The organism is Thalassomonas actiniarum (genome assembly GCF_000948975.2).
In the GTDB taxonomy this organism is placed as follows: domain Bacteria; phylum Pseudomonadota; class Gammaproteobacteria; order Enterobacterales; family Alteromonadaceae; genus Thalassomonas; species Thalassomonas actiniarum.
Genome location: NZ_CP059735.1, coordinates 1,841,473 through 1,854,540 on the forward strand (window position 1 = coordinate 1,841,473; position 13,068 = coordinate 1,854,540).

Annotated in this window: 12 protein-coding genes; 1 reads left to right on the plus strand and 11 read right to left on the minus strand. The window is 49.4% G+C overall.

Features of this window, described 5'->3' with window-relative positions; genetic code table 11:
• Positions 1–40: 40 nt before the first annotated feature.
• The 11 genes from ybeD to leuS form a co-directional block, all read right to left on the minus strand.
• Positions 41–304 (minus strand): DUF493 family protein YbeD, encoded by a 264-nt coding sequence (gene ybeD, locus SG35_RS08095; RefSeq protein WP_044830751.1) that lies wholly within the window; start codon positions 302–304, stop codon positions 41–43.
• Positions 305–718: 414 nt separating this feature from the next.
• Positions 719–1,903, minus strand: coding sequence for a serine hydrolase (locus SG35_RS08100; RefSeq protein WP_044830752.1), 1,185 nt, complete (start codon positions 1,901–1,903; stop codon positions 719–721).
• Between the two features lie 168 nt (positions 1,904–2,071).
• Positions 2,072–2,938 carry a septal ring lytic transglycosylase RlpA family protein gene (locus tag SG35_RS08105; protein WP_044830753.1) on the minus strand — a complete coding sequence of 289 codons (867 nt, stop codon included), beginning with the start codon at positions 2,936–2,938 and terminating at the stop codon, positions 2,072–2,074.
• Positions 2,939–3,024: 86 nt separating this feature from the next.
• A complete protein-coding gene (rodA, locus tag SG35_RS08110; protein ID WP_044830754.1) occupies positions 3,025–4,143 on the minus strand; it encodes a rod shape-determining protein RodA in 1,119 nt (372 codons plus the stop codon).
• A gap of 29 nt (positions 4,144–4,172) precedes the next feature.
• Positions 4,173–6,167 carry a penicillin-binding protein 2 gene (gene mrdA, locus SG35_RS08115; protein ID WP_044830755.1) on the minus strand — a complete coding sequence of 665 codons (1,995 nt, stop codon included), beginning with the start codon at positions 6,165–6,167 and terminating at the stop codon, positions 4,173–4,175.
• Positions 6,168–6,287: 120 nt separating this feature from the next.
• Positions 6,288–6,758: a 23S rRNA (pseudouridine(1915)-N(3))-methyltransferase RlmH gene (gene rlmH, locus SG35_RS08120; RefSeq protein WP_044830756.1), complete on the minus strand. Its 471-nt coding sequence runs from the start codon at positions 6,756–6,758 to the stop codon at positions 6,288–6,290.
• Between the two features lie 12 nt (positions 6,759–6,770).
• The gene (rsfS, locus tag SG35_RS08125) at positions 6,771–7,088 is read right to left on the minus strand and encodes a ribosome silencing factor (RefSeq protein WP_044830757.1); all 318 of its coding nucleotides are present in this window, start codon (positions 7,086–7,088) and stop codon (positions 6,771–6,773) included.
• 153 nt (positions 7,089–7,241) lie between these two features.
• Complete coding sequence (gene nadD, locus SG35_RS08130; protein ID WP_084692443.1) at positions 7,242–7,931, minus strand: nicotinate-nucleotide adenylyltransferase; 690 nt, start codon at positions 7,929–7,931, stop codon at positions 7,242–7,244.
• The gene (gene holA, locus SG35_RS08135) at positions 7,918–8,961 is read right to left on the minus strand and encodes a DNA polymerase III subunit delta (RefSeq protein WP_044830758.1); all 1,044 of its coding nucleotides are present in this window, start codon (positions 8,959–8,961) and stop codon (positions 7,918–7,920) included. The genes nadD and holA overlap by 14 nt, the downstream gene beginning before the upstream one ends.
• Positions 8,962–9,007: 46 nt before the next feature.
• On the minus strand, positions 9,008–9,481 hold the full coding sequence (locus SG35_RS08140; protein WP_236702507.1) for an LPS-assembly lipoprotein LptE: 474 nt from the start codon (positions 9,479–9,481) through the stop codon (positions 9,008–9,010).
• A gap of 41 nt (positions 9,482–9,522) precedes the next feature.
• On the minus strand, positions 9,523–12,102 hold the full coding sequence (gene leuS / locus SG35_RS08145; RefSeq protein ID WP_044830760.1) for a leucine--tRNA ligase: 2,580 nt from the start codon (positions 12,100–12,102) through the stop codon (positions 9,523–9,525).
• A 461-nt stretch (positions 12,103–12,563) separates the two neighbouring features.
• Between leuS and SG35_RS08150 the strand changes: the two genes are divergently transcribed.
• Complete coding sequence (locus SG35_RS08150; RefSeq protein ID WP_044830761.1) at positions 12,564–13,049, plus strand: zinc ribbon-containing protein; 486 nt, start codon at positions 12,564–12,566, stop codon at positions 13,047–13,049.
• Positions 13,050–13,068: the final 19 nt, after the last annotated feature.

Below are 13,068 nucleotides of genomic sequence, written 5' to 3' on the forward strand. Positions count from 1 at the left end.
TATTGCGATGCCGGGAAAACAGACAAAAACAAACCTTGATTTACAGGACGTAGCGTACCTGCTCAATGGCATTCAGGCTGGTATAAATCAATTCGACATGTTCTTTACTGGTCACGGTAACGGCAACAGAAACCGAGTGATAATTACCTTTCGAGCTGGCTTTTACCGTCGGGGCATAATCGCCCGGGGTATGTTTTTGCAGCTCGGCAACGATAAGATCGGGTAATTCATCACAGGCGATACCCATTACTTTAAAGTTTAATACCGCGGGAAAATCTAATAACTCATCAAAACGGGTTTGCATTTCATTTCTCTTTTACAATGTCATTATTTAAGTGTTTGTTTCGTCGGCCAAAACACACTAGTTGCGCCCAAGTTGGCCACTCAAGCCAGCTATTTGTGGTTATTTTATCACTAATTGATGGGGCAGGGCTAATACCAAACGAAATAATTAGTTAACCATCTTCAATGGTCTAAACACTCAACTTCTTCGTTGCGCTCAATCCCAATAGCTGGCTATTGCTCAATCACGCGCCTTGAATTTGAGTCTTTATCCTCATTGAATCTTGGTCACCTAATTATTACGTTTGGCATGATATCTCAGCAAACTAAGATATCCTTTATGGTGATGTTATCGGTAATTTCAACAGTACCGTTAACTTTCAGGCATAAAAAATCCCGGCTCAAGGCCGGGATTTTCTTTTAAGCGACACTGGCATTAGTTAACAAACTGAAGCTTAACGTAATCCAGCAAACGGCTGAACATACCGCCTTCGTTAACTTCCTGTAAGGTGACTAACGGGTAGTTGGCGATGTCCTGACCGTCGAGTTGTAAGAACAGTTTACCAACCACTTCGCCTTTATTAAGCGGTGCGGTGAGCTGGCGATCCAGCTCGATGTTGGCTTTGAGGTTTTTGCTTTGCCCCCTGGGGATAGTGATCGGCGTGTCAACCAAAATACCTAAATCGACTTCTTCGATATCCCCCATCCAGACGCGGTTGGCGGCAAATTTTTCGCCGGCATGGTACGGGGTAATGGTTTCGAAGAAACGGAAACCATAGTTCAGCAGCTTTTTACTTTCTACCTTACGGGCGCGTTCGCTTTCTGTGCCCATAACGACCGTAACCAGGCGCATATCATTTTTTGTGCCCGAGGTCACCAGGCTGTATCCGGCCTTGGAGGTATGGCCGGTTTTTAAACCGTCCACATTCAGGCTTTTATCCCACAACAGGCTGTTGCGGTTATATTGCTTGATGTTGTTGTAGGTAAAAGATTTTTGCTTATAAACCTTATATTCTTCCGGTACGTCACGGATAAGGGCGATAGCCAGGGTGGCCATATCACGCGGTGTGGTCTGGTGTGAATCGCTGTCCAGGCCGTGGCTGTTTTCAAAAAAACTGCTGTTCATGCCAAGCTGTTCGGCATGGGCATTCATTAAATCGGCAAAGGCGCTTTCGCTGCCGGCGATATGCTCGGCCATGGCAACACAGGCGTCGTTACCCGAGGCAACGATGATGCCCTGGTTGAGTAAATCTACCGAGACTTCTGTGCCTACTTCGATAAACATTTTTGACGACTCGGGGAAGTTTTTCGCCCAGGCGTTTTCACTGATGGTGACTTTATCGTCTTTGCTGATGTTGCCGGTTTTGATTTCCTGGCCGATGATGTAGCTGGTCATCATTTTGGTCAGGCTGGCAGGAGCCAGCAGGGTATCGGCATTGCCTTCTGCAATCACCTTGCCCGTGGTGTAATCCATCAGGATATAACCCTTGGCATTAATTTCCGGAGGGCTGGGAATGATCACCTGTTGCGCCAGGGCTGAGGCGCTGATGATAAGAGAGCCGAAAAGAGTAATAATTTTGCTTCGAGCAAAGACTCGTTTGCCTGCCAAATTCTTGGGCATAATGATCCTTTGAAATTCTTATTTTGTTTGATGCTTACTGGCTTATCCGGTTCATCTTTTTTCGATAACCCTTGCTAATAAATAGCAATAAATAGCCAACAAAAATTTTTCCCGAGTATAACATTATCACCGCCGTTTACTATGGGGCAGGGAGAAAGTTTTCTCCGGTTATTGTAATAATTTACGTCGGTAAGCGCCGGAATAGCCATTTTGTTGCAGGGTCGTTAATAAGCTGTTTAATGATTCCCCCTGTTCCAGCGGTCCCATCTGCACCCGGAAGATGCCGTTCTTCTCTCCCAGGCTGACGTTTTGTTGATACAAGTTGGCCAGGGCGGTGGCGGTTGCCTGTGCTTGTTGTTGATCCCGGGTTGCCAGGATTTGAATATAATACTGAGCTTTAGCCTGGTTTTGTTCCTGAGTCTGCTGAGTTTCTGTTGGGGAAAGCGTCGAGGCAGTGGCCGGCTCAGGGGAGCTTGCTGACTGAGCGGCTGCGGAGACAGCTTGGGTTTTTTTGCCGCTAAAGTCCGTGATGGCGGTAATACGGACCTTGGCGGTACCGGTTTTTAACATATCCAGCTTATAGGCGGCGCTGTAGGATAAGTCGATAACCCTGCTCTCGTGAAAAGGGCCGCGGTCATTGACCCTGACAATCACGGATTTGTTATTGCTCAGGTTAGTGACTTTGGCATAGGTGGGCAGCGGCAGGTTTTTATGGGCGGCGCTCATGGCATACATATCATAGATTTCACCGTTGGAGGTCAGGTGGCCATGAAACTTTTTCCCGTACCAGGAGGCAATGCCGGTCTGGCTGAAATTTTCTGCGTTTTTAAGTACCTGGTAATGCTTGCCGCGTACGGTATAGTTTTTGTTACCGCCGCGGCTGTGAGGCTCGGCGCGGGGCACGGCGTCATGTAATTCGCCGGCGCTTGGCAGCCGGGTAGGAGTGCTGTCGTTGGCTTGCTGATAACGGCCGTATTGCTTGCTACAGGCAGTTAAAAATAAGGTGATAAAGATGAGTAGCGCCGTTTTGTTCACTGTGTTTCTTCTTATTATTATTTCAAGGTCTGTCGTTATTATTGGTTTATGCCAGGCTTTTGCCGGTGCTTTTGACAAGCCGCTTGCTACGAACCGATAAAGCGCCTGTGGGTACTGATGGCCATCAATATGCCAAATCCCGCCATTAATGTCACCATGGAAGTACCGCCGTAACTGACCAGGGGCAGGGGCACGCCCACCACGGGCAATAACCCGGAAACCATGCCGATGTTAACAAAGACATAGACGAAAAAGGTCAGGGTCAGGCTGCCTGCCAGTAATTTGGTAAAGGCCTGCTGGGCATTCACTGCAATCCATAAACCGCGCATGACGATGGCCAGGTAAACCAGCAGCAACAGGGCCACGCCGATCAGGCCGAATTCTTCACTGAAAACGGCAAAGATAAAATCGGTATGGCGCTCGGGCAAGAACTCCAGCTGGGACTGGGTGCCCTGCAACCAGCCTTTGCCGTGCAGGCCGCCTGAGCCGATGGCGATTTTTGACTGGATAATATGGTAACCTGAGCCCAGCGGATCTTGCTCGGGATTTAAAAAAGTCAGCACCCGCTGTTTCTGGTACTCTTTCATCAGGTAAAGCCATAAAATCGGGGCAAAGGCCGAGCCGAGCCCGATACAGCTGGCGATCAGTTTCCAGCTGGCGCCGGCGAGAAAAATAACAAAAATGCCCGAGCTGGCAATCAATAACGAGGTGCCCAAGTCCGGTTGTTTGGCGATCAGTAAGGTCGGGATCAGCACCAGGATAAAGGCAAAAATGATGGTGGAGATTTTTACCGGCAGATTATCCTGGCTGATAAACCAGGCAATCATAATAGGTACGATCAGTTTCATGATTTCCGAGGGTTGGAATTTGGTAAAGCCTAAGTCTAACCAACGTTGTGCCCCTTTGCCGACATGGCCGAAAAGCAATACCAGCACCAGCAGGATCAAGCCGATGACAAATACCGGCACCGCCCATTTTCGGTAACTCAAAGGGGGGATTTGCGCCACCACGAACATCACGGCCACGGCTATGCCCAGGCGGACTGCCTGGCGGATCACTATATCCATGTCCTGGCCACCGGCGCTGTAAATCACGAATAAACTTAAGACCATCAGGCATAACAGCCCCGCCAGTAAAGGCAGATCTATATGCAGCTTTTGCCAGATACCGGCCTTTTTTTCCTGATCGTGGCCGGTGCTACGCATGGCTGGTATCTCTTATTTTAAATAGGCTGTCAATCACTTTCCTGTACACCGTATAAATCATCATGCTGGGGATGTTTGTTTTTATCTTTACCGAGAATCACCCGGTTGCCGAAATATTGATCCATGATCTGGCGGGCAACAGGGGCGGCATTGGTGGCGCCGCCGCCTTTGGCAACGTTTTCTATCGCCACCGCCACCACGATTTCGGGGTTTTCATAAGGGGCAAAGGCGATAAACATGGCATTATCCCGCTTATGCTCCTGAGTGGTTTCCGCATCATATTTTTCGTCCTGACCCAGCCGGGCGACCTGGGCGGAGCCGGTTTTCCCGGCGGCGTCATAAGTACTGCCTTTAAAGGCGTTGTAACCGGTGGCGCCGGGTCTTTGCACGGTATTGTGCATGGCATCGAGCACCAGCTGCCAGTTATCGTGATTTTTGAGTTTTATCGGCGGTTTGTTCTCATAAAAGATGGTTTCAACCTGTCTGCCCTGCTTGTCGGGATTTTCCGCACTCTTGATGATTTTCCCCTGATCCTGGGACGCAAGCTGCTGCGAGTCCGACGTCGCCATCAACAGGTGGGGAATTTTGATCTCGCCTTTATTGACCAAAATAGAGGTCGCCTGGGTCAGTTGCAGCGGCGACACCGTCCAGTAACTTTGCCCTATGCCCACGGAAATCGTTTCACCGGTATACCAGGGCTGGTTGTATCTGGCCCGTTTCCAGCCGACGCTGGGCACGACTCCCCGGGTCTCTTCATGCAAGTCAACGCCGGTGTAGTCGCCAAAGCCGAATTTTTCCATCATGGTACTGATGCGGTTAATGCCGAGCTTATAGGCGAGGTTATAAAAATAGACGTTGCAGGACTCTTCTATTGCCTTGGTCAGGTTAACCCAGCCATGGCCCCATTTTTTCCAGTCGCGGTATTTGTTGTCTATGCCCTTCATCTGGTACCAGCCGGGATCCCAGATACGGGTTTGCGGGGTGATCACTTCTTCTTCCAGTCCCAATAATGCCATAAAAGGTTTTACCGTCGAGGCCGGGGGATACCCCTGGATGCTGCGGTTGATCAGCGGCAGATTTTTCGAGTTAAGCAATTTGCTGTAATTTTTGCTGCTGATGCCGTGCACAAACAAGTTGCCGTCGTAACTCGGGTTTGAATACATGGCCAGGATGCCGCCGTCGCGGGGATCCATGGCAACCACTGCGCCGCGTTTGCCCGACAGGGCGCGTTTGGCGATCATTTGCAATTCGATATCCAGGGTCAGGGTTAAGTCTTTGCCCGGGACCGGCGGGGTAAAATTCAGGGTGCGGATAATACGCCCCTGGTTATTGATCTCCACTTCCTGGTGGCCGATGGTGCCGTGCAAGATATCTTCGTAATACTTTTCTATGCCGAGCTTGCCGATGCCGTGGGTGGCGGCATAATTTTCCGACTTGCCCTGGGCATCAAGTTTTTTCACGTCTTCGCGGTTGATACGGGCGACATAACCCAGGTTATGTGTGGTTAAATCGGCGAAAGGGTAGTAACGCTTTAACCGGGCGTCGATAAAAAAACCGGGAAATTTATGCTGGTTGACGGAAAATAGTGCCACCTGCTGGTCGCTTAGCCTGGAATGTAATTCGACCGGTTTAAAGCGGCGTTTTCGTTTTAACGCCTTAAAGAATTTTTGTTGCTTTTCCTGGCTGATTTCTAACAGGGCGCTGACCTCGGCCACCGAGGTTTTGATATCTTCAACTTCCTCGGGAATAATTTCCAGGCTGTAAATGGCCTTGTTTTCTGCCAGCAAGACGCCGTTTCTATCGTAAATCAAGCCGCGGTTCGGCGCCACAGGCAACAGCTTGATGCGGTTGCTGTTAGAGCGGGTTTGGTATTTTTCGTAGGAGCTGATTTCCAGATCAAAAATATTACTGAATAAAAGCAGCAGCACCATCAGCACGCCGATAAAGGCGATAAAGGTCCTGCGGGCAAACAAGTTTGCTTCAGCGCTGTGGTTTCGGATCGCAATACGTCTACGTGGCGCCATGGCGGATGTCAGTCCCTGTAAAAATAGAGAGCATTGATAATAGCCGATACTGGCTATCAGCTATTAGACCCTTTGATAAGAAAATTGTTGCGACATATGTCAGCTTATTGATTTTAGGCATTATTCTCTATGGTAGGGGTGGTTGTTATTCACACTCCAGGCGCGATAAAGACTTTCTGCCACCACGATCCTGACCATAGGGTGAGGCAGGGTCAGCGGCGATAACGACCATTTTTGCTCCGACGCCCGGATACAGGCGGGAGCCAAACCTTCCGGGCCGCCCACCAATAAGGCAACGTCCCTGCCGTCTAACTGCCAGCGTTCCAGTTGCCCGGCAAGTTGCGGGGTCGTCCAGGGTTTGCCTTCGACTTCCAGGGTGACGATACGGTTTCCCTTGGGGATGGCGGCGAGTAACTGCTCACCTTCTTTTTCCAGGATACGGGCAATATCGGCATTTTTACCGCGTTTTCCCGGCGGGATCTCCACCAGGTGAAACGACATGTCCCGGGGGAAACGCCGGCTGTATTCATTAAAGCCGGCAGTCACCCATGAAGGCATCTTGTTGCCGACGGCATATAAAGTTAAGCGCATAGGATAAGTTTATCAGGCCCACAATTGTTCAAGCTGATAACGGTCACGTATTTCATCTGTCATCACATGGACAATCACATCACCGAGATCCACCAGCGACCATTCGCCGACGTCATTACCTTCGACCCCCAGCGGGGCTTTATCGATGGCGCGACACTCCATGGCAACATTTTGTGCGATGGATTTGACGTGGCGGTTAGAGCTACCAGAGCAGACCACCATATAATCGGCGAAATTTGCTTTATCGGTCAGATCTAAAGTGATGATATCTCTGCCTTTGATGTCTTCAATCTTTTCAATAACAAATGCTGTTAACTCTTTACTGTGCAAGGTTTTATTCCTAATTTGATATAATTTTTCATGTCATAGTGCGCTAATCGCACCTGTAATGGTGCCATAGTACCACTAATTGACCTTGCCGTTAACCGTCCATACGGCTAACGGCCAGATTAATTGGCCTGAATTCGCCTTATTTGGCCGTGCTTAACGGTATAGCTGATGTTGTCTGATATAAGCTAAGACCGGAGCAGGCAGTAAATGCTGACAATCCCGGCCTGATTTAAGCTGTTGGCGTATTTGGGTGGAAGAGATATCCCAGCGGCTTTCGGGGGCAAGGATAATATTGCCCGCCAGGTTTTGCTTGAGTGCGGCCACATCCGCTACCTGGTGCCTGGCCAGTAATTGCCGGGTATCAATCGGCATATCCGCCAGTTCGTATCCGGGGCGGGTATTGACCACCAGGTGGCATAAGGTCAGGATTTCCTGCCATTTGTGCCACTTGGTAAAAGTGAACAGGGAATCCATGCCGATCACGAAAAAGATCCGCTGGTGCGGGTGCTCTTTTTTGATTTCCAGCAGGGTATCTAAGGTATAACTGGTGCTTTGGCGTTTTAATTCCCGTTCATCACAATGAAAGACTTGTTCCTGCTCACAGGCAAGTTTTACCATCTGGGCTCTTTGCTGCGCCGAAGCCGAGGTGCCAGCTTTATGGGGCGGGATAGCCGCCGGCATTAAGATCAGATGGTCCAGTCCCAGCCACTTCAGCAGCTCCCTGGCGGGATTGAGGTGTCCCAGGTGGATGGGATCAAAAGTGCCGCCGAGGATACCGATATCGTGGGTCTTGCCTGGTGTTTGATGTGTTTTGCCCGTTTGGCCGCTATCAGAAGTTTTCATAATCCAGGCTAAAATTTTTCATGGTCTGGCCGTGATACAGGGTGATACAGATATCGGCCAGTAAAATAAAGGGATTAAAATCGCTGCTGGTTTTACTGAGTAAATCCAGCTGGGCCACCCGGGCACAGGCCAGTTTAAGGTTGGCTTGTGGGATGTTTTTTAATGCTTGTTGATATAAAGGTTTACGCTTATCCCAGATACGGTATTGTTTAAACAGGACATTGATATTCTCTCCCTGTTGCAGGGCTTCGGTCATCATCAGTAATTGGTTGATTTCCCTGTGGAAGAACCAGATGATTTGGCCGGCGGCCACCCCTTGCTGCTGCTGTTGGTCTAACATGGTAATGCATTTGTTGCACTGGCCCAGCAGCATGGCATCTATGATCTGAAAGGGATTAAATTTGGCCTGTTTTACCAGTAATTGCTCGGCAGCTTCCAGGGTAATGGTTTGCTGGCCAAATAAAATTACCAGCTTTTCCAGCTCCTGAGACAGCGCCGGCAGATTGCCCTCGAACAGCTCAATCAGCAGCTGCGTCACTTCGCGGGAGAGCTTAAGGTTTAACCCCCTGGCCTGCTGTTGTATCCACATCGGTAAGCCTTTGGCATCGAGCTCATACAAAGGCAGGTAAATGCCCTGTTGATCCAGGGATTTAAACCATTTTTTATTGCTGGTGGCGGATTCGAGTTTCGGGCCGTGAAACAGTAGAATTACATCATTGTGCAGATGTTCGAGCAGCGCCAGAATAGCTTTAGAGCCGGTATCGCCAATTTTGGTGGTGGTTAATTCTATTTCGAAAATACGCAGGCTGGAAAACAGGCTTAACGCCTGGTACTCCTGCAGCAGGAGTTGCCAGTCGAATTTATCATCAACGCTAAAACGCACGGTTTCGGCATAACCCTGCTGCTGGGCCGCTGCTTTTATCCGGGCCAAACTGTCATTTTTTTGCCAGGGCTCGTCGCCAAAGACTAACCACACCGGTTTTAACGACTGGCCGAGATAGCCCTGGAGTTTGTTGTGATAAATTCGCATGTTTTTTGATTGCTAATGTTAGCCGGATTAGCCAGTAACACCCGCCTTAGCGGGTGATAGCAGCCATATCACGCAAAATGCGGTCTGCCGCCGAGCGGCGCATTTCTTTTAACATCAGGGACAATTCCCGGCTTTTTGCCAGGGCCAAATCGGGATCGTCCTGATAGTCGCGATATAAATCGAAGCTATAGTCACGGGGGGCTTGTCCGGCAAAGACCAGCTGGTATTTTACCGTGTAGATCAGCTCATACTCCGCCACCTGGCCGTTGGCAAAGATCGACAGGGTACGCCGGTTTAACTCATCTTTAAGGATGCGTAACTCGGGTTTATCCCGCTGTGGGCTTTCCAGCACATTCACCTGGTTAATTTTCAGGTGCTGTTTTACCGTGCGGGTAAGCTCGCCGTGGATATCCTGTGAGCTGATATATAAGGTTTTTAATTCAGGAGCCAGCAAGTAGTCGCCCCTGAGTTTAAAACCACAGCCGGAGAGCAGGGAAGTGATCAGTACTAAACTGATCACTGTGCTTTTGCTAACCAAATGCTTTTTTAATAAATTAATCATTAATTCGCGACTATGTTAAGCAGTTTACCCGGTACGTAAATCACTTTACGTATGGTTTTATCGACAATGAATTTGCTGACATTGTCGTCGCTACAGGCAATTTTTTCTACCTCGTCCTGGGCCAGTGCCGCAGAAACGGTGATTTTTGCTCTTAACTTGCCGTTGACCTGGACGATGATCAGTTTCTCATCTTCTACCAGGGCGCCTTCATCGACTTGTGGCCACAGGGTATCTTCAACGGCATTGCCGTCGCCGATAATGTTCCATAAGTGATGGCTCATGTGCGGCACGATAGGGGTCAACATCAGGACCACGGCGCGCACGGCTTCGCCCATTACGGCGCGGTCTGCATCGCTTTCCATGCTCGCCTTGGTTAAGTGGTTCATCAGCTCCATAATCGCGGCGATGGCGGTATTGAAAGTGTTGCGGCGACCGATATCGTCACTGACCTTGCCGATAGTTTTATGCAATTCGCGACGCAGCTTTTTCTGTTCGCTGCTCAGGCTTAAACCGTCAAGGGAAGGCGCAGCGCCTTTTTCATTGAAATCAAACGCTAATTTCCACACCCGTTTCAGGAAGCGGTGAGCCCCTTCTACACCCGAGTCGGACCATTCCAGGGTTTGCTCCGGCGGTGAAGTAAACATGATAAATAAACGTACGGTATCGGCGCCGTATAAATCAATCACTTCGTGCGGGTCGATACCGTTGTTTTTCGATTTCGACATCTTGCTCATACCGGCAGAAGTGACCGGTAAACCGTCAACCTTGCTGACCGCTGAAGTGACCTGGCCTTTTTCATTGCGCTCAACGTTAACGTCAGACGGTGAAATCCATTCCTGGGCACCGTTGTCTGCTTCACGGTAGTAGGTATCGGCCAACACCATGCCCTGACATAACAGGCTCTTGAACGGTTCGTCTGATTCAACCAAACCGACATCGCGTAATAATTTATGGAAGAAGCGGGCATACAATAAATGCAGGATCGCATGTTCGATACCGCCGATGTATTGATCCACCGGCAACCAGTAATTGGCTTTTTCCGGGTCTAACATGCCGGTTTCGTTATCCGGCGAACAGAAACGGGCGTAGTACCAGGATGATTCCATGAAAGTATCGAAAGTGTCGGTTTCACGCAGGGCGTCCTGACCGTTATAGGTGGTTTTTGCCCAAGCGGGATCGTCTTTGATTGGCGAAGTTACGCCGTTCATGATCACATCTTCGGGTAGTTCCACCGGCAGCTGGTCTTCAGGGACCGGCACGGATTCACCGTTTTCCAGGTTGATCATCGGGATAGGCGTACCCCAGTAACGCTGGCGGGAAACACCCCAGTCTCTTAAGCGGTAGTTAACGGTAACCTTGCCTTTGCTTTCGCCGATTAATTTGTCTGAGATGGCTTTAAAGGCGGCGTCAAAGTCCAGGCCGTCAAATTCGCCTGAATTGATCAAGGTGCCTTTTTCTGTGATGGCGGCGGTTTCGATAGACTCATCTTCTGTGCCGGTAATGACTTGTTTGATTGGCAGGCCATAGGCAGTGGCAAACTCCCAGTCGCGCTGGTCGTGGCCGGGTACCGACATCACCGCACCCGAGCCGTAATCCATTAATACGAAGTTGGCGGCCCATACGGAAACCAGCTCGCCCGTGATTGGGTGTACGGCTTTTAAGCCGGTATCGACACCTTTTTTCTCCATGGTCGCCATATCGGCTTCCGTGGTTTTGCTGTTTTTGCACTCGTCGATAAAGGCAGCCAGTTCGCTGTTGTCCTTAGCCGCAGCTAAAGCTAACGGGTGCTGGGCGGCCAGCGCCACATAAGTGACCCCCATCAGGGTGTCCGGACGTGTGGTGTAGATATCAAAAGTTTCGTCGGAATCGGCAACCTTAAAGGTCATTTCCACCCCTTCGGAGCGGCCAATCCAGTTGCGCTGCATGGTTTTAACCTGCTCAGGCCAGTCGGTTAACTGATCCAGGTCGGTTAATAACTCTTCGGCATAGTCGGTGATCTTGATAAACCACTGAGGAATTTCTTTGCGCTCAACGATAGCGCCTGAGCGCCAGCCGCGGCCGTCGATGACCTGCTCATTGGCTAATACTGTCTGGTCAACCGGATCCCAGTTTACCGTGGCGTTTTTCTTGTATACCAGGCCTTTTTCATAAAGCTTAGTGAAGAACCATTGCTCCCAGCGGTAGTAATCTTTTTGACAGGTGGCCAGCTCACGGTTCCAGTCAAAACCAAAACCTAAAGATTTTAGCTGGTTGCGCATGTAATCGATATTTTGGTAAGTCCATTTTGCCGGAGCAGAATTATGCTTGATGGCGGCGTTTTCTGCCGGCAGGCCAAAAGCATCCCAACCCATAGGCTGCATCACGTTTTTACCCTGCATGCGCTGATAGCGGGCAATGACATCGCCTAAGCTGTAGTTGCGCACATGGCCCATATGCAGGCGTCCGCTCGGGTAAGGGAACATGGCAAGGCAGTAAAATTTCTCTTTGCCAGGCTTTTCAACGGCCTGGAAGGTTTTATTTTCAGTCCAGTACTGCTGTACCTGGGCTTCGATTGACTTAGGATTGTAAGTGGATTCCATTAAGATGTTCTCAAACGCTTAAATTTGGGGGCTGGTAAAGCGCAAGGGTATCCCGGCTTGGGGATCACTTGCCCGGCAGCGACCTGTAAAAAATATCGGCATAGAATACCTTATCCATGGGGTTAACAACAAGTTTAATCTAGGTCGTGTTTATCTTTTGCGGTTGAATTTTGTCAATATAAATGCCTTTTGCCTAAGTGGTTTAATTTATACCAAACGAAATAATGAATTAACCATCTTCAATGGTCTAAACACTCAATTTCTTCGTTGCGCTCAATCCCAATAGCTGACTATTGCTCAATCACGCGCCTTGAATTTGAGCGTTTATCCTCATTGAATCTTGGTCACTTCTTTATTACGTTTGGTATAAACTGCCTGTCCGGTGGCTTGCTTGACTATAATCAAGGTAACAAACAAGAAACTGATCTAGTGTAAACCTCAGGATCAAAAGGAGCACTGTGATGGCTGAAAATAAAAGCGGTTTTGAGCGGGTTTATGATAACTTGTCTAACTGGTTCGCCGATATCAAGGCGCATGAAATCACTAAGATAGTGGAGGTGGTGGAAACGGCAAAAGGCTTGTTGGCGGCGGCGGAGAGTTTGCCGGAAGAAAGGGTACGGCAGTTTCTCGATAATTTCAGGTATGATTTACGTGAATTTTACCAACAAAACCAGTCACAGGCGCAACATTCGGTTTATCTGGGTTTGCTCAATGAAGAATTTTGGGACACCCTGGCCAAGATGACCGACAGATCCCAGGTGGAGTGGAGCGAGCTTTGCGACGATCTCGATCACCAGGGGGTATACCACAGCGGTGATTTTATCGGTTTTGGCATACTCGAATGCCAGCATTGTCATGAAAAACTCACCATTTCCCATTTTAGTGAAGTTGCCGACTGTATGGTTTGCGGCGGCCAGAGTTTTGTCCGCCACGGGCTGACGCCCTGATTCCGGTAAAAGGCGGGAA